Genomic DNA, 21,940 nt, shown 5'->3' with positions numbered 1-21,940 from the left:
CACGGGATCTATCCCGCGCTTTTCAATCTCACCTTTTCTACGTAATCTTTCCCCTGCTTTTAATTTCTCCGCTCTGGAGCTGCCTCGATGGCCGATCTTATTCTATTCAACAAGCCCTTTCAGGTACTCTGCCAGTTCACGGATGAACCGGCTAAAGACGGAGAAAAACGGCGCGCCACTCTAGCCGACTGGATTCGCATCCCGTACATCTACCCTGCCGGGCGGCTCGATTACGATTCCGAGGGTTTACTGCTGCTAACCAGCGACGGGGCCCTACAGCACCGAATAGCATCCCCCGAACAAAAGATGCCTAAAACCTACTGGGTTCAGGTAGAAGGCGAGATTTGTGCAAGCGCAATAGACCAACTCGCCGCAGGCGTTTCACTTAAAGACGGGCGAACTCGACCCGCTAAAGCCCGCATAATGGGTGAGCCAGAGCTTTGGCCCAGAGTGCCGCCAGTGCGCCAACGCAACACGGTGCCCACCAGCTGGATCGAGTTAACCATTACCGAAGGTCGCAACCGGCAGGTACGACGAATGACCGCTGCGGTTGGGTTTCCAACGTTGCGACTGATCCGCTATCGTATTGGCGACTGGTCGCTGGATGGGCTTGAGCCGGGCAAGTACCGCAAAATACCCGTTAACTTGCCTACAACACCAAAATCCGCAAAGCGCCCGACACCTACTAAATCAGGCAATACGCCAAGGAGACGACGACGCTCATGACCTGGACGCCACACGCCACGGTAGCCGTGGTTGTAGAAGACTCCGACGGCCGCTTCCTGATGGTGGAAGAACGCAGCAGCGGGAAGGTTGTATTCAATCAGCCTGCCGGTCACGTTGAAGAAGACGAGGCAATTCTCGATGCAGTGCGCCGAGAAGCTTTGGAAGAGACCGGCTGGGAGGTCGAACCTAAGCACTTTCTTGGTCTATACACCTATAAAGCCCCTGCAAACGGAGTAACCTATTATCGGTTCTGCTTTATCGGAAAGGCACGACAACAAGTCACTGAAGAGCTCGACACAGGGATCATCGCAGCTCACTGGTTGCCACTAGAAGACATCCGGCAGCTTGGCGACAAACTACGCAGCCCTCTGGTTATCAAGTGCATAGAAGATTACCGAGATGGCCGCTGCTATCCGCTGGATGTGATCGCAGACTCGCAGACGTAACCGGCACAAAATGTTAAACTCCCGCGTTTTGCACCGGTGCCAAGAATTGTCATGACGAATCCATCATCCGAAGCTCGCTCACCAGAGAAAACACGCGTTATCGTCGGCATGTCCGGCGGTGTTGATTCATCGGTGGCGGCCTGGTTACTCAAAGATCAGGGCTATCAGGTCGAAGGCCTGTTTATGAAGAACTGGGACGAGGATGACGGCACAGAGTACTGCACCGCCATGACCGACCTAGCAGACGCTCAAGCGGTCGCGGATGAAATGGGCATAAAACTTCATACCGCGAGCTTTGCCGCTGAATACTGGGATCGTGTTTTCGAACACTTCCTTTCGGAATATCAGGCTGGTCGCACGCCCAATCCGGACATTCTTTGCAACAAAGAGGTCAAATTCCGGGCCTTTCTCGATTACGCCATCACACTGGGTGCCGACTACATTGCCACCGGACATTACACTCGCCAGCGACCGCTCGCGGATGGTTCAAGCAAAGCATTGCTGCTGAAAGGTCTGGACGGCAACAAGGATCAGAGTTACTTCCTTCACGCTGTGTCCGGTGAGCGCATTGCCCGCACACTCTTCCCTGTGGGCGAGCTGGAAAAGCCCGAAGTTCGCCGGATTGCCGAGCAGCAAGGCTTCATCACCCATGACAAAAAAGACTCCACCGGCATCTGCTTTATCGGCGAGCGTAAATTCAGCGATTTTCTGAAGCAGTATTTGCCCGCTCAACCGGGTGATATTGAAACCCCGGAAGGCAAAAAGATCGGTCGGCATCAGGGGCTTATGTACCACACGATTGGCCAGCGTCAGGGCCTCGGCATCGGAGGACTCAGTGACTTTGGCGACGATCCTTGGTACGTGGCGGGCAAAGACCTGAAGCGAAACGTACTGACTGCCGTACAGGGTAAGCAGCACCCACTTTTGTTTTCTCGGGGTTTAGTCTCCGACCCAATCGACTGGGTTGCCGGTGAACCTCCCTCTAAGTCCTTCCGTTGCAAAGCGAAAACCCGCTATCGCCAGCCGGATCAAGACTGCCAAGTGACTGTTATTGAGGGTGGCGTAAAAGTGGTATTTGACGACGCCCAAAGAGCCGTAACACCGGGGCAATCTGTGGTTTTCTACGATGGGGACACCTGCCTTGGTGGCGGAGTGATTACAGAAACCTGGCGCGATGGCGAAGCCCTTCCCGACCGTATTTCGCAGACTCAGTTAACGCAGGAACTACACCAATGAGCCGGTCGCTTCATGACCAAACCCTTGCACTGGCAGGCGTATTTCAAGCGGCCAACCTGGTTCAGCAAATCGCTAACAACGGTACTTGTAATCAAACCAGTTTGGAAACCTGCCTGCGTTCACTGTTTGCTACCAACCCTGCCAGCACTTTAGATGTATATGGCGGTGAGCTTGCAGATGTACGTGAAGGCCTCGTGACACTTGCGACAGTCATGAGCGATCAAAAAAAGCAGCAGGATATTGAGGTGCTGCGCTACGTTCTCAACCTCATTCATCTAGAATCCAAGCTCAACCGACACAGCGACATGCTGGAAGTGATCGGTAGCCGCATCGAACAGGCTCGGCACACCGCCAGCCACTTTGGCTATGTGCATTCAAATTTGATCAGCAATCTGGCTTCTATCTACACCGACACCATCAGCACATTCAGCCTGCGTATTCAGGTAAGTGGTAACCCTTCACTACTTCAGCGCGACGAGAATGCTGCCAAAGTTCGAGCGCTTCTGCTGGCAGGCATTCGATCAGCCGTGCTCTGGAGACAATCCGGTGGGCGTCGCTGGCAGTTGGTACTGTCGCGCCGCAAGGTGATTGCGCATGCGCGAGAGCTTGCAGAGAAGGCAAACCGCTCGTTCGATAGCTAATGTGTCACCACTGATTCTGTGTCGCCACTGATTCGTCAGCCATGCTGGTGTATTATAAGTACCATTATTTTCCAAACCCTTTTTTCTAAACCCCTTTTCTGAACCGATTATTTGTGAGGTTTTCGATGGAACTCAACGCCCTGACCGCCATTTCTCCGGTCGATGGACGCTATGGCAGTAAAGTCAGCGTTTTCCGTGATATTTTCAGTGAGTATGGCCTGATTAGAAACCGCGTGACGGTGGAAATCCGTTGGCTGCAAAAGCTGGCGGCACATCCGGAAATCACCGAGGTTCCAGCATTCAGTTCAGAGGCTAGCGCCTTTCTTGATAAAATGGTCACAGACTTCAGCCTTCAAGATGCTGAACGTATCAAGGAGATTGAGCGCACCACAAACCACGATGTAAAAGCGGTTGAGTATTTCATTAAGGAAAAAATTGCCGAAGTTCCGGAGCTGCATGCGGTTACTGAGTTTGTCCACTTTGCCTGCACTTCAGAGGATATTAATAACCTGTCCCACGCCCTGATGCTGCGCGAAGGCTTGGACAATGGCTTGCTACCGGCAATGGCCCGCGTTGCCGACAAGCTGGGCGAGCTCGCGAAAGAACATGCCGAACAACCAATGCTCTCGCGCACCCACGGCCAAACGGCGTCCCCCACCACCGTTGGTAAAGAATTAGCCAACGTGGTGTATCGACTGCACAGACAGATCAAGCAAATCCGCAACATTGAAATTTTGGGCAAGATCAACGGTGCGGTGGGCAACTACAATGCGCACATCTCTGCTTACCCTGCAGTTGACTGGGCGGCTAACGCCAAGGCGTTTATCGAAAGCCTCGGTCTGGACTTCAACCCCTACACTACCCAGATCGAACCTCACGATTATATTGCCGAGCTCTACGATGCTGTAGCCCGCTTCAATACTATTTTGATTGATCTGGACCGGGACATCTGGGGCTATATTTCACTGGGCTACTTCAAGCAAAAAACCATTGAAGGCGAAGTGGGTTCCTCAACCATGCCCCACAAGGTTAACCCCATCGACTTTGAAAACTCCGAGGGTAACCTCGGCATTGCAAACGCCCTACTTGGCCACCTATCAGCGAAGTTACCTATCTCTCGCTGGCAGCGCGATCTAACCGACTCCACGGTACTGCGCAATCTAGGCGTCGGTTTCGCCCACAGTTTGATCGCCTATGAAGCCACGTTGAAAGGGTTGGGTAAACTGGAAATCAACCCCGAGCGCCTGAACGAAGATTTGGACAAAGCCTGGGAAGTGCTTGCAGAGCCCATCCAGACCGTCATGCGCCGGTACAACATTGAAAAACCCTATGAAAAGCTGAAAGCTCTGACTCGTGGCAAAGCCATGACACCAGACGTAATCAGAAGCTTTGTAGAAAGCCTTGAGATGCCAGAAAGCGCAAAAGCAGAGCTGATGGCACTCACACCGGGCAACTATATCGGCAACGCCGTTGATCAGGCCCGAAACATCTAACTTGAGGAAGCATCCCATGGATATGCTTGGCGGACGTTCACCTTCGGAATTTTTAAGGGACTACTGGCAGAAAAAGCCTCTGGTCATCCGTCAGGCATTTCCCGGTTTCCAATGCCCCGTGGATGCCAACGAACTAGCAGGCCTTGCCTGCGAAGAAGGAGTGGAGTCGCGCATCGTTATCGAAAACGATAACGGTAAACCTTGGCAGCTGCATAACGGCCCCTTCCCGGAAGATCACTTCAGCAAGCTACCGGCGCAAGATTGGACACTGCTGGTTCAGGGACTGGACCACTGGGTTCCGGAAGTTGCCGACCTGCTTGAGCATTTTCGTTTTGTGCCCAACTGGCGCCTTGACGACATTATGGCCAGCTACGCACCCAAAGGGGGCAGCGTGGGGCCTCACTACGATCAATACGATGTATTCCTGCTGCAAGCACAGGGACACAGGCGTTGGACCTTCGGCGGCCGCTGCGACCAAACCTCTCCCCGTGTAGAGGGCACACCCCTGCGCATACTCAGCAGTTGGGAAGGTGAAGAAACCGTGACCCTAGAGCCAGGCGATATGCTGTATCTGCCCCCCGGAATTGGTCATCACGGGGTAGCCGAGGACGATTGCATTACCCTCTCGGTAGGTTTCCGTGCGCCGACAATTGACGACCTGCTTACGGGGTTCACAGACTTTCTGTGCAACCAACCGGGCGCCGACGAGCACATGAATGATCCGGATCTCCAGGTACAGGAAAACCCGGGCACCATCGCACCCGCCGTGATTGACAGATTACAAGCCGTGCTTTCAGACAAGCTTGAGAACAAGCGCCAACTGGCTTTGTGGTTTGGCCAATACGCCACCGCACCGAAAAACATGGATGTAGTTGTGCCTGCCGAGGAGCCAGCTTCAGATGAAGACTTCGCCGAAGCGCTTCGAGCCGGAGAACAGCTGCGGTGGAACGAAGGCTCTCGTTTTGCGTACCATGAAGTAGGCGACGAAACCGCCTTGTTCGCAGACGGCGAGCAATTTCTGCTCAAGGGCGATGCTCGACCACTGGCACCGTTACTATGTGCGGGCTCACGCATCGATATGAGTGCGCTGGCGCAGTTTGCCGGAGACCCGGCCCTGCTCGGCCTGCTAACAAATCTTTATAATCAGGGTTCTGTGTATTTCGAGTGATGCCATGACCATCCGAATTCGCAAATACAGCTGGCAGCTCGCTCCGGCGCACATCCGGAGTATCCGCCAGAAGGTTTTTGTTGAAGAGCAAAAGGTACCGCCTGAGCTTGAATGGGACGATACCGACGAAATTGCCGATCATTTTCTTGCGGTGCTGCCCGACAATACGCCCGCTGGCGTCGCCCGGATGTTCTCGACGCTGAACGAAACCGGTCATATAGGGCGGATGGCCATACTGCCTGAATTCCGTGGCCAAGGTATCGGTGACGCCCTACTCCAACATCTAATCACTGAGTCCGCCGGACAATATCAGGAATTGAAGCTCTCGGCTCAACAACACGCCATACCCTTCTACCAACGCGCAGGGTTTCATGTCTGCTCAGAGCCATATGATGATGCAGGTATACCGCATTTAGATATGCGTTGTTTTGCTCCGACCCTTCTTGCAGGGCAGCCTCAGCCCGGACGGCCAACGCCTCTCTTGCTTGGCGCAGACACAAAGTCTTGGCTCTTTGATAGCGAAAGCCATCTTCTGGATTTGATGGATTCGATGGTGGGGCAAGCGAGCCAACGGTTGTGGCTTTACGATCGCATACTGGATCACGACCTTTACGATCGCCATAGATTCCGAGAGCTAGTTTCTGGCCTTGCGCGCCAGCACAGGCTCAGCGAAATTCGGCTGTTAATCCACGATGACCAGCCCCTTGTAAAGCGCCGCCATCAATTGGTCGAATTAATGCGCAGACTACCCAGCCGCATTGAGCTAAAGCTGGTCAACAATGACTATCCCCACGAAGACCAGCCATTTATCCTCGCAGATCGCGAAGGTGTCATATATCGGCACGATTTTAGCCAACCAGCAGGGTTTGCGGGCTTTGCTGACGGCGGAAGGGTTAAGCTGCTTTCCGATAATTTCCAGCGTATGTGGGACACAGGGCGCAGCTCCCTTGAGCTGCGCGAGCTACCGATTTAATGGGCGCCTTAATCAGTATCGGTAACTTCGATAGACTCAAAGCGAGCGCCAAAGGGCGCGAACTCCTCATCCACCTCTTCCGCCACATCTGAAATTAACCGTCGCAGCCACTGATGATCCGCGTTGTGCTGGAGCAACGGGCTCCATGCCATTTTTAGCTCAAAAGGTGGGATCTCGAAGGGTGGAATCTTTACCACAAGATTTGCATTGTCTTTTTGCAGCCAGGCAGCTCTGGACGGCAATGTGGCGATTAGATCATGCTGTTCAGCCAAAAGCATAGCCGACTGGTAATGCCGGGTGAATACTGAAATTTGGCGTTTGCTACCCATCCGGGACAAAGCTTCATCAACCCAGCCAAGCCGCTGTACGTCTTTCGGGTTTACCCCAACACCGACACCAAAGCCGGTTTTACTGACCCATATATGGCTCGCATCCAGATAGGTGTCCAAGGTGAACGGCTCCCTGAGTATTGGGTTGCGGGCGTTCATCAGGCAGGCAAAATACTCAATCCACAGAGTTTTTTGATGAAAGGACTGAGGGATTTTATCAAAACGGTTGATCGCCATATCCAGACGACCCTGCTCCACGTCCAAAAAGCTCACATCACTGGGAGTCAAAACATCAAGCGTGACATAAGGCGCCTCCTGCCGGATGCGTCGCAATACCCGTGGCATTAAGCAGGATTCAGCATAATCACTGGCCATAATGCGAAACACCCGCTGGCTTTCAAGTGCTGCAAACGGCGTTTTCTCCTGCACGGCTTGCTCAATATCTGAAAGAATCCCTCTCACCAATGGCTGCAATTCCTGAGCGCGTTCGGTGGCAGTCATGCCTTCGCTTGTCCGCACCAACAAAGGGTCACCAAATAAGTCCCGCAAGCGTCGTAAGCTATTGCTCATGGCAGGCTGGGTGATGCCAAGGTGGTTGGCAGCTTTTGTTACATTGCGCTCCCGCAATAAAACATCAAGATAAACAAGCAGGTTGAGATCAATGCGTGAGAGATTCATAAAAACTCCAGAGCACAACGAAAACCATTAGTTGGGCGAAAAACTCGCAAGCCATTCACCGATTTAATATACATAAAATTTTAAATTCATAAAATAAATAAGAAAAACGAACTTTCACATTTGATTCCGGATTCAATTCAGAATTTCTGCTAATCTTTCTGATACTTGCCGGTAATATCGGTAACTCGGGTCAGAATTCTTTAGCAGGCATGACTTGCCCAAAAGCCGGAGTCATTACACAACTAATGAATACCATCACAATTGTTATTGCTTTGGCGGCCATCGTCGCTGCCTCGATTATCGTTATTGTGTTTAGCCAAATGCGTGAAAAGGCCCGTATTGAGCGTGCTCGTAAAATCACGTCTCTTCAAGATAGCTATAAGCGGTGTGACCGCTTGCTCTCAGAAATCCCCGGGCAATACCTGACACCCGACCTGAAGCTTTTACTACTAAAGCGCATGGAAGACATCTGCAACGATCTGACAGGGCTTAAATCCGGCCTGCCCGTTGAACAATGGCGCGAGGCCGCCGTACAAAGAAAAACACTGATTCGGGAAAATCGCGACGAGGCACGCCCGGTAAAGATCGATTCGGCGGAGAAGTCGAACTACGTTAAAGAATTGCTGCAAAATCTGTTCAAGATGATCGAGGCCATGCATAAAAGTGGCCGCATAGATGGTGCCACCGCAAAAAAGAACCTGAAGTATGTTTTGTTTCTGGTGCACAAAACCCACGCGGATCTACACGTTTTTCAAGCGCGAGAGCATATCCGGCAGAACCAGACACGCAAAGCCATACACGCCTATCATCTGGCCAGCACAGAAATGGGCAAATCCCGGGATAATCCTCTTGCCATGAAAGCCGTAAAAAGCTTCCGCATCCGCATTAAGGAACTGGAAGCCATGAGCTTGGAAGGTAAGGATACCAAGCCAGCGGATTCCGAGTCGCAGCTAGACAAACAGTGGGACAACTTTCTTCATGATGAAGAGTGGAAGAAAAAAGCCGACTACGACTGAAAGGTTAAACCGGGCAGTTTAATCACTCCCGAGTACAGGTACAGTGACACCCGTGACCCAAGGCTTCAAACACCGCCTTTCCTACCGACTCACTCGCGATACAGTCCTTATCGCTATGGTGCTGGGTCTTATCCTTAATATCGTACAAATTACTCTGGACTACTTTGCCGCCCACAAATCGATGAATGAGGACATTCAGGCGCTAATTGAGATTAGCCATAGCCCTGCCTCTCAGATTGCCTACAATATCGACGTACGTTTGGCTGAAGAACTGCTGGACGGCCTCCTAATGCACCCTGCAACCATTGACGCCAGAATAGTTGATAGCGACGGCAGCACCATGGCAGCCGCGAGCAAAAGTAGCCCTCTATCGCCCTATCGCTGGATAAGCGACAAACTGTTTGACGAAAGCCGGGTGTTCAGCCGTGAGCTGCAGGTTTCCCAGCTGAACAACCTACCTCTAGGCCAACTCGTGGTCACCGTCGACACTTACCACTACGGCCTGCAATTTTTGGAACGCTCCAGTTACACGTTGCTTAGTGGGCTCCTGAAAAGCTTGATTCTCTCGGTATCGCTGCTTGGAATTTTCTATCTGATACTAACGCGACCTATGCTCAGCGTTATTAGTGCCTTAAGTGAGGTTAATACGCGGTCTCCGGAAAAAATCCGCTTACCTGTTCCCTCAAGCCATCAGCACGATGAAATAGGCACTATGGTAGGGATTATTAACCAGCATCTGGAAACCATAGACTTCACTTTGGCCCAGCTCCGCATGGCGGAAAGTGCCATGAAAAACTATTCGAGTGAGCTGGAGCATGAAGTCGAGACCCGAACCCGTGAAATATCCGAAAAGAATCAGGCGTTACAGCGCGGCAACCGAGCGCTGGTAAAAGCCAAAGAAGACGCCATGCGCAGAGCCAGAGCCAGAGCGAACTTTCTCGCCAGCATGAGCCATGAAATACGCACCCCGCTAAATGGCGTTCTGGGAATGCTTGGGCTTGCGGTGGAAGCTGAGCAGGACGAATCCAAACGCCAGCGCCTTGAAATCGCCTTGTCAGCAGGTCAAAGTCTACTCGGCATACTCAACGATATTCTGGATATCTCCAAGGTTGAGGCCGGGAAACTCAATCTGGAAAACATTCCCTTCGATTTGCAAGGCTTGATTAAGGAGTGCTCAACTCTGCACACCCAGCAAGCACGCAAGAAAGGCATTGAGCTGATTGCAGAGACTGAACCCGAATTCCCGGATCAGTTTTTGGGTGATCCAACGCGCATTCGTCAGATTTTAAACAACCTTCTCAGCAATGCCGTCAAGTTTACCGACTCCGGCAGTGTACGCATCACAGCAGACTATTCCGCGGGTGTTGTAACAATCAAGGTGAGCGATACCGGTATAGGTATGAGCAAGGAGGGCTTGCGCAAGATCTTTTCGCCCTTCTCACAGGCTGACACGCAAACCACACGCCTGTATGGCGGCACCGGGCTGGGTCTGACGCTTTGCCGTCAACTGGTTGAGCGCATGCAGGGTGAAATCAAGGTCGATTCGAAAGAGCATCAGGGAACCCGCTTCACCGTCACTCTGCCATTACCGGTTCACGACCATCAGGGCGCAGGCAACTCCCTCATGCTGCCCGAGAAGGCCGAGATACCCGAACACACAGAGCCAGCGCAGAACTCTCTCCAAATACTTCTGGTTGAGGACAACGAAGTGAATCAGATGGTCGCCTGTACACTGCTGAAAAAGATGGGGCACCAAGTAGAGACTGCGGAAAACGGCATTGTGGCGATCGAAGCCCTTGAACAAGGACATTTCGATCTGGTTCTCATGGATTGCCAAATGCCGGTAATGGACGGTTACGAAACCACTCGCAGAATCCGCAAAAATCCCGAGTGGCGGAATCTGCCAATCATTGCCGTTACAGCCAACGTGATGCAAGGAGACCGGGATGACTGCTTTGCTTGCGGCATGAACGATTATATTACCAAGCCTTATAACCGAACCCAGTTATCCGAGGCCATTACTCGTTGGGCGCCTCCCCCTACCCTCGAATCTCCATAGCCTTTAGCACCGCATTTAGTTCATTTCTCAGGGCAAGCAAGCGCTCTGGCGCAACATCCAAACCACACAAGAGCTTTTTCGGTACCTGTATAGCCAATTCCCTGAGGTCAGCACCCTTTTCGGTCAGCGATATGGTCACCACACGTTCATCAACTAGGCTGCGGTCTCTGCTAATCAGGCCGCGCTGAGCCAAGCGTTTTAATAGTGGGGTAAGCGTGCCTGAATCAAGCCTCAACCTCGCTCCAAGATCTGAAACCCGAGTAGGCCGATCCGCCCGGGCGCGCTCCCACAACACAAGCATCACTAGGTATTGTGGATATGTCAGATCCAATTCGGCAAGTAGCGGGCGGTAACGCGAAGTAACAGCCCGGTTAACGGCGTATAAACTAAAACAGATCTGGTTATCCAGTGCGAGTAGATCGTCCAAAACTGCGCCCTACAAAAGTTTTTCGATGTCTGCTTTGATATCTTCGGGCTTAGTGGTAGGCGGATAGCGACGCACAACCTTGCCATCCCGGCTTACTAGAAATTTCGTAAAATTCCATTTTACTTTCTCAGACCCGAGGAGCCCTTTCGCTTCGGCTTTTAAAAATCTGAAGAGAGGGTGCGCAGTGGGGCCATTGACATCAACTTTCGAGAACATCGGAAAGTCCACACCATAGTTCAAACTGCAGAACTCACTGATGGCCTTGTCATCGGCAGGATCCTGGTTCAAGAATTGGTTGCAGGGAAATCCAAGCACTTCCAAACCCTTGGCACCAAGTTCTTTGTGCAACGACTGTAAGCCTTCGAACTGCGGCGTTAAACCGCACTTACTGGCTGTATTCACAATCAAGAGCACCTGCCCCTGATACTCAGCCATCGTTTTTTCATTGCCCTTAATATCTTGAACGGTAAAGTCATAAATTGAATCTGTGGCCACGAGCTTCTCCTCAACAGAACCATAAACACCTGTAACTGACAGGCGAATTCTAAATTTTGCACATTTATATTGTGCACAATGTAATTAGAGGATATCGGGTTATGATGAGCCACGCAACAGTTTTTGGGTCAGCTCAGATTCACTATCACTGAGAGCTCGGGCGGGTTACTCGGTCAACCAAATACACCAAGCTGTGATAATCCACGCCACTGTGACTGCTCAAACCAATTTCACAGGTTCGGCTAGTTGATACCCCTTCTGTACAGTGCTGAGCCACAGGTTTTAAAGAGCGCAGTGCATGATCGTTTAGTTCCGGAAGGGTAAAGCCCTTGTCTCCCGCAAAGCCGCAGCAGTGTATATCTTCCGGCACCACTACGTTCATGCTGCACTTACGGGCAATCTCTATGAGTGCCAGCCCTTCGCCCAAGTGTTGAGTGCTGCAGGTAACATGCACCACGACTGATTCAGTCTGCGGTGTGAATTCAAGTCGGTCGAATAGGTGACTACGAATAAAACGCACCGGGTCGTATATATCCAGACCTTGATTCTGCTCTTGCAGCAACCGCAGTGTGCAGGGGCTGGTATCACAGTAGATTGGGTCCAAGCCCTCACGGCTGGCACGTTTCACCGCTGCCAGCATTTCAGCCCGTTTACGGTCCGCTTGTTGTGGGTAACCTTTAGAGGCGAAAGGCTGGCCGCAGCACAGCGAATCCATAGCGTCTGGAAACACCACCTCGTAGCCAGCTTTTTCCAACAGCTGACGGGTTTTCGCTAACAATGGAACCTGCTCGCTGTCGGAACGAGATGGCCCCAGGGTATGGGAGGCGCAGGACGGCAAATACACCACGCGAGGGCGTGAAGTATCGGCCGGCAGTTTTGTGTGTTCCACCCATCTTACCGGTTGCGGCATAGCTGGATTCCACGACGGAACGCGACCGCCGCTGAGTTTTTTACTGGTTTCGGTCCAACGCTGCAAACGCGGTGCGCCCAAAAGTCGGTTTGCGTTATCCGCCGCCGCAAGAACCAACCGAACCCCTTTTAACGCACCGGCGAAGTGTTCTGCCAGCCAGTCGGCGCGTCGGTGAGCCTGCGCCTGATCGGCGCGCAGCTCACGCACCAAGTCACCGGTATTAATCCCAACCGGGCAGCGCTGGGCACACAGACCCGTGGCGGCACAGGTGTCTATGCCCTGATACTGGTAGGCTTTTTCGAGCTCATGCGTATCTACGCCCATTCGCTTTTTAGCCTGAATGTCTCGCCAAATCACTATGCGCTGACGCGGGCTCAAGCTTAAGCCGTGGGACGGGCACACGGGCTCACAAAAGCCGCACTCTATGCATTTGTCGATAATCTCATTGGCCACCGGTAGCGGTTTGAGATTCTTTAAATGAATATCGGGATCCTTCGACAGCACCACATCCGGATTAAGAATGCCTTGTGGGTCCAGCAGGCGCTTTATTTTCCACATCAGTTGATAGGCATCACTGCCCCACTCCAGCTCCACAAAAGGCGCCATATTCCGCCCGGTTCCGTGCTCCGCTTTTAACGAGCCACCAAACTCCACAGCCACCATTTGGGCAACTTCACCCATAAATGCTTCGTAACGGGCCACTTGAGCAGGATCTTCAAAGCTCTGGGTAAATACAAAATGCAGGTTACCTTCCAGAGCATGCCCGAAAAGGATCGCTTCATGGTAATCGTGTTTTTCAAACAGTTTGGTCAGCCGTTTAACACCTTCGGCCAGCTGAGGAATAGGAAAAGTAACATCTTCGATGATTACCGTGGTGCCATTAGGGCGCACCGCGCCAACAGCGGGAAACGTACCTTTGCGAATGGCCCAGAGTTTGTTCGATAGCGTTGCATCCTCGGTGAACGCCACCTGCTTTTCCACCGCGAAAGGCGCCAATACCGAGCGCACCCGCTCGATCTGTTCGTGCAGTATCGACTGACTGGCAGCACGGGTTTCAATCAGCAAGGCGCAAGCATTCTGCGAAAGCGCTTTTACCCACTCGGGTAGACCATCCTGATCTTCCACGGCGCGCATGCTTCGCCGGTCCAAGAGCTCTACCGCATCTACCGGCTGTTGCTTCAGTAGCGGCACAGCACGGCAGCATTCCTCTACACTTTCGAACACCACCAAGGCGGTAGCTTTGTGCGGGTACTCTGGCACTGTGTTGTAAGTAACCGAGCTAATAAAGCCCAAAGTCCCCTCGGAGCCCACCATCAGGTGGAGCAGAATATCCAGCGGGTCGTCAAAGTCTACCAAGGCATTCAGTGACAGACCGGTGGTATTTTTCATCCGGTATTTATGGCGAATACGCTCAGCTAACGGACTGTTGGCTCGGGTGTCACGGCCCAATTGTTCCAACTGAGCTAGCAATTCACGGTGACTGCTGCGGAAATCTGCCACGCTGTCGGGGTCTTCACTGTCGAGCACTTTGCCATCTGCAAGCACCAGCCGCATAGCATGGAGGGTTTGGTAGCTATTTTGGGCAGTGCCACAGCACATTCCACTGGCATTATTGGCGACAATACCGCCAATTTTACAGGCATTGATCGAAGCGGGATCTGGGCCAATTTTGCGACCCAAGGGGGCCAGCGCGGCGTTGGCTTGTGCTCCAATAACGCCGGGCTGAAGGCGAATGCGCGCCCCCTTATCCAAAACATTCCGCTGGCTCCAGCCGTCACCCAATACAATCAGCAGCGAATCGCTAATGGCTTGCCCCGAAAGGCTGGTGCCCGCAGCACGAAAAGTCACGGGCACTCCATGTTCGCCAGCCAGCTGCAACAGCGCAACAACCTCCTGCTCTTCGCTCACCCGCACAACCAGTTTCGGTATCAAACGGTAGAAACTAGCATCCGTTCCGAACGCCAGTGTCGATAACGGATCATCAAAACGGCGCGTTGCAGGAATTATTTGATTTACGGCACTCACAAAATCGGCTGGCAAACTCATAACAACCCTCTGATCACTCATCTATGGCTGAACCAGCAACTCAGAGCTTGCATCAGCGATGGTTCGCGCTCCGGTTAGCACCATGGCAACGCGCATTTCGTTTTCAATCAGCTTCAGCAGATTGGTAACGCCAGCTTCGCCATCGGCAGCCAACGCATAAATATAGGCGCGTCCTAGCATGGTGCAGTCAGCGCCCAAGGCGAGCATTCGCAGTACATCCAACCCTGTGCGAATGCCAGAGTCGACCAGTATCTTCATGTCGCCTTTTACCGCATCTGCTATCGGGGGCAATGCTCGGCAAGTAGAAAGTGCGCCGTCAAGCTGGCGACCTCCATGATTCGACACAATAATGCCATCTGCACCAAAGCTGCGTGCATCGCGGGCGTCGTCAGGATCCAATATGCCTTTGATAACCATAGGCCCATCCCAAAATTCGCGAATCCACTCAAGATCTTTCCAGCAGATGGAGGGATCAAAGTTATCTCCCAGCCAGCCAATGTAGTCCGCGAGGCCCGTCGGGTTGCCCCGATAGGCAGAAATGTTGCCTAGATCGTGAGGCTTACCAAGCAAGCCCACGTTCAGCGCCCAGTGTGGATGGGTCATTGCTTGCAATATGCGCCGGGGCGCTGCACAGGGCCCACTCATGCCGGAGTGAGCATCCCGATAACGAGCGCCCGGCACCGGCATATCCACCGTAAACACCAAGGTTGTTACACCGGCAGCTTTAGCCCGCTCCAAGGCATTGCGCATAAAGCCCCGGTCTTTCAAAACATACAGCTGAAACCACATGGGCCGACTGATGGCGGGGGCGACCTCTTCAATCGGACACACCGAAACAGTCGACATGGTGAACGGCACGCCCAAATTAGCGGCAGCACGGGCAGCCTGAACCTCTCCGCGCCGAGCATACATGCCTGTCAGACCCACCGGAGACAAAGCCACCGGCATAGACAGTGCCTCATCGAACAAATCAGTGGTTAGGTCTAGCTCGGTCATGTCATTGAGAACCCGCTGACGCAGAGCAATCCCCGACAAGTCGTCAACGTTGCGCTTAAGCGTGTGTTCGCTATAGGACCCGCCGTCGATGTAATGGAACAAAAAGGGCGGCAGCCTGCGTTTGGCGGCGGCACGGTAATCAGTGGAAGCAGAAATGATCATCAGGCGCTCTCTTTCGTTGATGCGAACCAGCACTGCAAGAAAAATAATTGGTAATACCAATTTACAAATCAATGTTTATAGGTTAAAAAACATTCAAGCACTATGTCAAACAAAACCGACTTTTCATTGGTCTATAGTGTAATGCTGGCGCACCAACACTGTAGCCTGAAATTGGATCTAAAAGATTTTGGTCTTACCAAAGTCAAGGTAGGTGAGAATGTCACTAATTCAACAGCGTAGACTGTCAGACACCATCGTCGAACGGTTGGAGACCATGATTCTGGAGGGAGCCCTAAAACCCGGCGAACGCCTACCCCCGGAGCGGGTGTTGGCTGATCAGTTCGGCGTATCACGCCCTTCGTTGAGGGAAGGCGTTCAAAAGCTAGTGGCAAAAGGACTTCTAGTTAGCCGTCAAGGCGGCGGTAACTTTGTCAGTAACAAACTCGGTTCCAGTTTCAGTGATCCACTATTGGCACTGATGGAAAACAGCCCGGAAGTACACAAAGACTTGCTCGAGTTTCGCCACACACTGGAAGCGGATTGCGCATACTACGCCGCTTTGCGCGCCACTGATCTTGATCGACAACATCTGCAAGTAGCCTTTGACGACCTCCATGCCTGCTATAGCGCAAGCCCTCAGTCCAGCGACGCACGCGTCAAAGAAAGCGCTGCAGACGCCCGGTTTCATATGGCCATCGCGGAAGCCAGTCATAACATGGTTTTAATACACACCATGCGCGGACTACTCGATATGCTTAAACGTAATGTGGCCACCAACATTGGAGGCATTTATCAATTACGGGATGAAGCACGCGAACGGTTGGTGAAACAGCACTTTGAGCTGTTCACGGCGATCATGGAAAACCAACCCGACGAAGCTCGACGCATCGCCGGTGAGCACATTAGCTATGTACAGGAAGTATTGGCACACAGCCTTGAAGCAGAAACCAGAACAGCCCGAGCGGAGCGCCATCGCTTTTTGGATGAATTCGATAAAGGGCAATCACCACTCAAAACATAGAAAACACTTCACAAAAATGCGGCTAATGAAAAGCGCCGCCGTTAACGCAAGTGTAAATTAATAGGATATAACGCTAACTTGCCATAATTCATCACAATTACCCTGTTGCCGTAGCCCTCGCCTCCGCTAGAATAGTCGCTTGCCTGAATTGCAGGTGCCTGTATTACGTTTACTGACTGAGGAAGCCCGGGTCTTATGCAGAACTACTACAAATCCGCCAAATTGGATAACGTGTGTTACGAAATACGTGGCGTAGTGATGCGTGAAGCGCGTCGGTTGGAAGAAGAAGGCCACCGGGTACTTAAACTCAACATCGGCAACCCTGCGGCGTTTGAGCTGGACGTTCCTGAGGAGATTCAGCAGGACGTTATCTATAACATGCATCAGGCGCAGGGCTATGTTGAGTCTAAGGGCTTGTTTTCGGCCCGCAAAGCAGTGATGCATTATTGCCAGCAGAGGGGCATCGACAAGGTCGATATCGACGATATCTTTCTGGGCAACGGCGTCAGCGAACTCATAGTGATGTCGATGCAGGCCATGCTTAATACCGGCGACGAAGTACTTATACCAGCCCCGGATTACCCTCTCTGGACAGCCGCTGTAACGCTCTCTAGCGGTAAGCCCGTGCACTATCGCTGCGACGAGGAGCAAAACTGGTTTCCGGACATTGACGATATCCGTAAAAAAATCACTCGTCGCACCCGCGCCATTGTATTGATCAACCCCAACAACCCCACAGGCGCCGTTTATAGCCAAGAGCTTCTTGAGCAGGTTATTGAACTGGCTCGTAAGCATAATCTGATTATTCTCTCTGACGAGATTTACGACAAGATTTTGTACGACGGCACCCAGCACGTCTCCACAGCATCGCTGGCCGACGACGTGCTATTTTTTACCTACAACGGGCTGTCAAAGAACTATCGCGCTGCCGGCTATCGTTCTGGCTGGATGATTATTAGCGGCGCAAAGCACCGGGCTAAAGACCTGATTGAAGGCATAGACATGCTTTCGAACATGCGCCTGTGTGCCAACGTTCCAGCGCAACTGGCGATACAAACAGCGCTGGGCGGCTACCAGTCGATTAACGATTTGGTGGCCCCTGAAGGCAGGCTTTATGAGCAGCGGGAAACCGCCTGGCGAATGCTCAATGATATTCCCGGGGTTAGCTGCGTAAAGCCTCAGGGCGCTCTGTACCTGTTCCCCAGACTAGATCCGAAAAAGTTCCCGGTCGCAAATGACGAAAAACTGGTTCTAGATTTACTATTGCAGGAAAAAATACTTCTGGTTCAAGGCTCCGCCTTCAACATTGATGACAAACAACACCTTCGGGTTGTCTTCCTGCCCCGCAAAGACACGCTTGAAGACGCAATGGGTAGACTGGGTAACTTTTTGGCAAACTACCGACAGTGAAGCGCACCGACAGTAAAATGCACAGGCAGGACGGATTCGCTCATGGCCGACATCCACGTTGAAGAGTTTTACAAAGATGCCGCCATAGCTCTGGTTCAACTGTACGGGGCTTTTCCGAGGCGGGTAAATTTGTTCGTAGAGGATATCGCTGGCCCGGACGAGCCGGATGAGTTTGGCTTACACAGCAAGCGCCACATGGCCTGCTTTGGCACATTGTTATGGCTGGCAGAAGAAGGGTTTCTCCGGTACGTTGACACCATCCGGCAGGAGGCCCTTGACCAAGCAGTTCTTACCCAAGAGGCCTTTGTACGCCTTAGCTCGCCTGCGCCCGACGCGCTCGTTCAAGAGCTGAGCCACCCCGAAGACCTCGCTGTAGAGCCTTTGCCACCATCTTTAAGAGAAGATCTCTCTAGCCATGTTCATCTGGTGCGAACTGCACTTAAAAGTCGCCACTCCCTGCGCATTGGCCATGCTGTTCGGGCGACTCTCTTCGCCAGCAAGTAAACCCGGTAAATCACCGCCTTAGAAAAGCAAAACGGGGGCTTAAAGCCCCCGCCCATTCATAGCAACCCATTATATTTTCAGCTTAAAACCGATAGCGCGAAAGCTGTCCTGCAAGGATTTGCTCGTACCTTTGAGCTGAACTTTTAAGCTCGAGCACTCCCGCCGTACAGGGTAGTCGCGGCGCAGACGGTCAAAAGCCGTTCCCCGATCATCAGCTGAGGGTTTCTTCATTGCATTACGCAAGCGCGCATCATCCTGACGCGGGTCATAGCAGGCACGCAATGCAATTCGGACTGCCGCATGTTCATCGGCGGCGCTTGTAAACGATACTTTGCTTAACGCTGGCTCGGGCAGAAACTGTCCGGCCTTTTTTCGCGTTGGTAGGCCAAGAAACTGGCATGCAGCCTGATAAATCATCTCTGTTCCCTGCACCTTGCCCTCTAAGCTATAACCTGCAATATGGGGCGTGGCCAACCAAACTTTACTCACCAGATCCGGGTTTATCCTTGGCTCCTGCTCCCAAACATCGAGAGCAACCAAGGGTGCGTTAGCCCCCGCCAGACACTTCCCAAGTGCAGCGCAGTCAATCACCTCGCCACGCCCGGAATTAATAAGAAGCTGTTCCGAGTTCATCCCGGCAAGTTGCTGTTCACCCACCATGTGATAGGTTGGATATGCCGAGTCACGGGTCAGTGGGGTGTGCAGAGAAACAACGTCACAAGCCAACGCCTCATCCAAAGCAACAAACCTGTGTTCGCTCTCAGGCTCACGGTCGGCGCGTGGCGGGTCGCAAAGTTTGACGGTAAAACCGAGACGGGACAGCTTTTCCGCAAGTTCCCCTCCAACATTCCCTACGCCGACAATGCCGACGCTGAGTTGTGACCAGTCGTCCAGTGCGCAGCGCTCTGCATACAAGGACAAAACCGCAAGCACATAATCCACAACGCTATTGGCGTTACATCCTGGCGCGGCAGAAAATCGAATCCCCTTTTCCTTAAGCCAACCAAGATCTACATGGTCGGTTCCTATGGTCGCGGTGCCGACAAAGCGCACCCGACTGCCTTCAAGCAGATCGCTGTCCACCCGGGTGACGGACCGAACCAGAAGCACATCAGCATCCTTAACATCTTCGGAACTCATAGTACGCCCGGAGACGCGGCGGATTTCGCCTATGTCACCGAAAAATGCGTCCAAAAGCGGAATATTCTCATCTGCGACAATCAACATGCGAAGGCTCCGCCCCATCAGTTCCTGCGTGGACGTGGGCCACCGCGCCCGCCCGGACTCCGGCCACCCGCGCCTTGCGACGGACGACGGCCACGCTTACGGGTAATTGGCGGGTTAGGCATTTCAGCCATCAACTCTTCTTCGGGCACAGTTGTTTTCAGTTTCTGGCCGATATATTTCTCGATAGCCGGAAGCCCGAAGGAATCATCCTCGCCCGCAAAACTGACTGACACGCCAGTTTTGCCAGCCCGACCGGTACGCCCGATTCGGTGCACGTAATCTTCAGCGCTGTCTGGAAGGTTATAATTGAATACATGGGTAACGCCGTTTACATGGATTCCGCGCCCGGCAACATCCGTAGCCACTAGCACTTGAATGCTGCCGGCTTTGAACTGATCAAGCGTTTTCAAGCGCTTTGCCTGAGCAATCTCTCCAGACATTAGTGCAACTTTAACGCCTTGATTGCGCAAATCCTCTTCAAGATCCCGACACTGATCACGGCGGTTGGCAAACACCAAGGCTTTTTCAACCTCAGGACGCTTGAGATAGTTCACCAGCACTGGCAGCTTTTCGTCATCACCAACCATGTAAACCGTTTGCTCAACCCGTTCAGCGGTTTTCTGTTCCGGCTCAATTTCGACAAACTCGGCATTACTGGTCCACATAGACGCAAGGTTCAGAACGTCCTGATTGAACGTGGCACTGAACAGCAGCGTCTGGCGTTCATCCTTGGGTGTGCATTTGCGGATAATGCGCTTAACGTCTGGTATGAAGCCCATGTCCAGCATCCGATCCGCCTCATCCAGAATAAGGATGTCGAGCTGATCGAGAAACACATCCTGAGAGCCGAGAAAATCAATCAAGCGGCCGGGGGTTGCCACAAGAATATCAACGATTCCGTTGTGCAGCTGTTCCCGCTGTTTGTCGTAGTGCATTCCGCCCACAACGGTAACTACGTTATGGCCTGTGTGCTTGCATAGCTCTTCAGCATCCTTAGCAATCTGCATGGCCAATTCACGGGTTGGCGCCAACGCCAGCACACGAGGTTCCGATGCAAAGCGGTCTCCCTCAGGTATAGGGGTCTCCAACAAGCTCTGAATGGCGGTAATAAGGAAAGCGGCTGTTTTGCCGGTACCTGTCTGGGCTTGGCCAATCAAGTCTTCACATGCCAGCGTCCAGGGCAGAGTTTCAGCCTGTATTGGTGTGCAGTATTCAAAACCAATGGCAGCAATGGCGTCCAATAGGCGCTTGTCCAGATTCAGGTCAGTGAATCTTAGATCGCCGGTGTGCTTTGGGTCAGATGTCATGGGGTCTCAATTTGCCTCAAAATGTTCTTTTGCAAAATATAACGGAACCACACGTCTGGCGTCTTCACGCCAAGCTTTACTGAAGCTTGCGCCAGTCCCGTAAAACGATTTAAGCGTATCAAAAAAGGCCTGCGCCCGCTCTGGCAGACCGCTGGCTAGATAGTCCTCTGCCTGAGCCAACACCCTGCACCGAAAGCCGTGCTCATCAGATGCACCACCTCCAGAGAGGTTGTCTACGCTAATATGAAAGCGTGAGCCTGCAGCTGCAGAAAAAAGCCATTCAATCGCTTGCGGCTTTACTTCAACCTGCTCAAAAGCCTTCTGTTGCGCAGATGTTCGGCCATCAGGACAGTACCAATACCCGTAATCGTGGAGTGTGCGCCGGTGCTCACCTGCAATGCACCAATGGCTAATTTCATGAAGCGCGCTGGCATAATAGCCGTGGGCGAACACAACCTGCGCAACGTCATCGGTACCGCCTGCTGGCAGGTATTCAGGTTCGTTGTCGCCTTTGACCAAAATAGTCCGAAATGCTTCCCGGAACAGGCCATTAAACAACATGATAAGATCGTTGGGACTGTGATTCATTGGGACGCTATTGTGCGACTTTAATGCGCCCAATGCCAGAGGGAACTTTCTAGGGGCCACTGTGTCCACTCCCTCGCAAGCA

Annotated in this window: 20 protein-coding genes; 12 read left to right on the top strand and 8 right to left on the bottom strand. The window is 52.5% G+C overall.

Features of this window, described 5'->3' with window-relative positions; genetic code table 11:
• The first annotated feature begins 87 nt into the window (after positions 1-87).
• From MWU62_RS12135 to MWU62_RS12105, 7 genes are all read left to right on the top strand, one after another.
• Complete coding sequence (locus MWU62_RS12135) at positions 88-726, top strand: pseudouridine synthase (RefSeq protein ID WP_247115165.1); 639 nt, start codon at positions 88-90, stop codon at positions 724-726.
• A complete protein-coding gene (locus tag MWU62_RS12130) occupies positions 723-1,172 on the top strand; it encodes an NUDIX hydrolase (RefSeq protein WP_247115164.1) in 450 nt (149 codons plus the stop codon). Before MWU62_RS12135 ends, MWU62_RS12130 begins: the two co-directional genes overlap by 4 nt.
• Before the next feature lie 51 nt (positions 1,173-1,223).
• Complete coding sequence (gene mnmA, locus MWU62_RS12125; protein WP_247115163.1) at positions 1,224-2,408, top strand: tRNA 2-thiouridine(34) synthase MnmA; 1,185 nt, start codon at positions 1,224-1,226, stop codon at positions 2,406-2,408.
• Entirely contained in the window at positions 2,405-3,049 is a 645-nt protein-coding gene (gene hflD / locus MWU62_RS12120; RefSeq protein WP_247115162.1) for a high frequency lysogenization protein HflD, read from the top strand. Before mnmA ends, hflD begins: the two co-directional genes overlap by 4 nt.
• 125 nt (positions 3,050-3,174) lie before the next feature.
• Complete coding sequence (gene purB, locus MWU62_RS12115; protein WP_247115161.1) at positions 3,175-4,542, top strand: adenylosuccinate lyase; 1,368 nt, start codon at positions 3,175-3,177, stop codon at positions 4,540-4,542.
• Positions 4,543-4,558: 16 nt separating this feature from the next.
• Positions 4,559-5,710 carry a cupin domain-containing protein gene (locus tag MWU62_RS12110; protein ID WP_247115160.1) on the top strand — a complete coding sequence of 384 codons (1,152 nt, stop codon included), beginning with the start codon at positions 4,559-4,561 and terminating at the stop codon, positions 5,708-5,710.
• A gap of 4 nt (positions 5,711-5,714) precedes the next feature.
• Entirely contained in the window at positions 5,715-6,683 is a 969-nt protein-coding gene (locus tag MWU62_RS12105; RefSeq protein WP_247115159.1) for a GNAT family N-acetyltransferase, read from the top strand.
• Positions 6,684-6,691: 8 nt separating this feature from the next.
• On the opposite strand, the gene MWU62_RS12100 is transcribed toward MWU62_RS12105, so the two are convergent.
• Entirely contained in the window at positions 6,692-7,690 is a 999-nt protein-coding gene (locus tag MWU62_RS12100; RefSeq protein ID WP_247115158.1) for a LysR family transcriptional regulator, read from the bottom strand.
• A 245-nt stretch (positions 7,691-7,935) separates the two neighbouring features.
• Here MWU62_RS12100 and MWU62_RS12095 point away from each other — a divergent pair, with 245 nt between their 5' ends.
• Both MWU62_RS12095 and MWU62_RS12090 read left to right on the top strand, forming a co-directional pair.
• Positions 7,936-8,706, top strand: a complete 771-nt coding sequence (locus tag MWU62_RS12095; RefSeq protein ID WP_247115157.1) for a hypothetical protein — start codon at positions 7,936-7,938, stop codon at positions 8,704-8,706.
• 52 nt (positions 8,707-8,758) lie between these two features.
• Positions 8,759-10,765 carry an ATP-binding protein gene (locus MWU62_RS12090; protein ID WP_247115156.1) on the top strand — a complete coding sequence of 669 codons (2,007 nt, stop codon included), beginning with the start codon at positions 8,759-8,761 and terminating at the stop codon, positions 10,763-10,765.
• Here the strand turns inward: MWU62_RS12090 and MWU62_RS12085 are convergent.
• The 4 genes from MWU62_RS12085 to lldD all read right to left on the bottom strand — a co-directional run bounded on the left by MWU62_RS12085 (position 10,746) and on the right by lldD (position 15,801).
• Positions 10,746-11,192 carry a MarR family transcriptional regulator gene (locus MWU62_RS12085; RefSeq protein ID WP_247115155.1) on the bottom strand — a complete coding sequence of 149 codons (447 nt, stop codon included), beginning with the start codon at positions 11,190-11,192 and terminating at the stop codon, positions 10,746-10,748. The two genes, MWU62_RS12090 and MWU62_RS12085, sit on opposite strands and share 20 nt — an antisense overlap.
• Before the next feature lie 9 nt (positions 11,193-11,201).
• Complete coding sequence (locus MWU62_RS12080; protein ID WP_348645647.1) at positions 11,202-11,687, bottom strand: glutathione peroxidase; 486 nt, start codon at positions 11,685-11,687, stop codon at positions 11,202-11,204.
• A gap of 145 nt (positions 11,688-11,832) precedes the next feature.
• Positions 11,833-14,643, bottom strand: coding sequence for an FAD-binding and (Fe-S)-binding domain-containing protein (locus MWU62_RS12075; RefSeq protein ID WP_247115154.1), 2,811 nt, complete (start codon positions 14,641-14,643; stop codon positions 11,833-11,835).
• Positions 14,644-14,664: 21 nt separating this feature from the next.
• A complete protein-coding gene (gene lldD, locus MWU62_RS12070) occupies positions 14,665-15,801 on the bottom strand; it encodes an FMN-dependent L-lactate dehydrogenase LldD (protein WP_247115153.1) in 1,137 nt (378 codons plus the stop codon).
• A gap of 217 nt (positions 15,802-16,018) precedes the next feature.
• Here lldD and MWU62_RS12065 point away from each other — a divergent pair, with 217 nt between their 5' ends.
• The 3 genes from MWU62_RS12065 (at position 16,019) to MWU62_RS12055 (ending at position 18,736) form a co-directional block, all read left to right on the top strand.
• Complete coding sequence (locus tag MWU62_RS12065; protein ID WP_247115152.1) at positions 16,019-16,822, top strand: GntR family transcriptional regulator; 804 nt, start codon at positions 16,019-16,021, stop codon at positions 16,820-16,822.
• A gap of 195 nt (positions 16,823-17,017) precedes the next feature.
• The gene (locus MWU62_RS12060; RefSeq protein ID WP_200361131.1) at positions 17,018-18,232 is read left to right on the top strand and encodes a pyridoxal phosphate-dependent aminotransferase; all 1,215 of its coding nucleotides are present in this window, start codon (positions 17,018-17,020) and stop codon (positions 18,230-18,232) included.
• A 42-nt stretch (positions 18,233-18,274) separates the two neighbouring features.
• Complete coding sequence (locus MWU62_RS12055; protein WP_247115151.1) at positions 18,275-18,736, top strand: hypothetical protein; 462 nt, start codon at positions 18,275-18,277, stop codon at positions 18,734-18,736.
• A 69-nt stretch (positions 18,737-18,805) separates the two neighbouring features.
• On the opposite strand, the gene pdxB is transcribed toward MWU62_RS12055, so the two are convergent.
• Genes pdxB through MWU62_RS12040 form a run of 3 tightly spaced genes read right to left on the bottom strand, consistent with a single transcriptional unit; the run spans position 18,806 to position 21,858 of the window.
• Positions 18,806-19,963: a 4-phosphoerythronate dehydrogenase PdxB gene (gene pdxB, locus MWU62_RS12050; protein WP_247115150.1), complete on the bottom strand. Its 1,158-nt coding sequence runs from the start codon at positions 19,961-19,963 to the stop codon at positions 18,806-18,808.
• Between the two features lie 17 nt (positions 19,964-19,980).
• The gene (locus tag MWU62_RS12045) at positions 19,981-21,270 is read right to left on the bottom strand and encodes a DEAD/DEAH box helicase (protein ID WP_247115149.1); all 1,290 of its coding nucleotides are present in this window, start codon (positions 21,268-21,270) and stop codon (positions 19,981-19,983) included.
• 6 nt (positions 21,271-21,276) lie between these two features.
• Positions 21,277-21,858, bottom strand: coding sequence for an elongation factor P hydroxylase (locus tag MWU62_RS12040; protein WP_247115222.1), 582 nt, complete (start codon positions 21,856-21,858; stop codon positions 21,277-21,279).
• Positions 21,859-21,940: the final 82 nt, after the last annotated feature.

This window comes from Marinobacter sp. S6332, assembly GCF_023016045.1.
Lineage (GTDB): Bacteria > Pseudomonadota > Gammaproteobacteria > Pseudomonadales > Oleiphilaceae > Marinobacter.
Note: the sequence above shows the minus strand (reverse complement) of the source record. Positions and strands in the feature narration are given on the sequence as shown.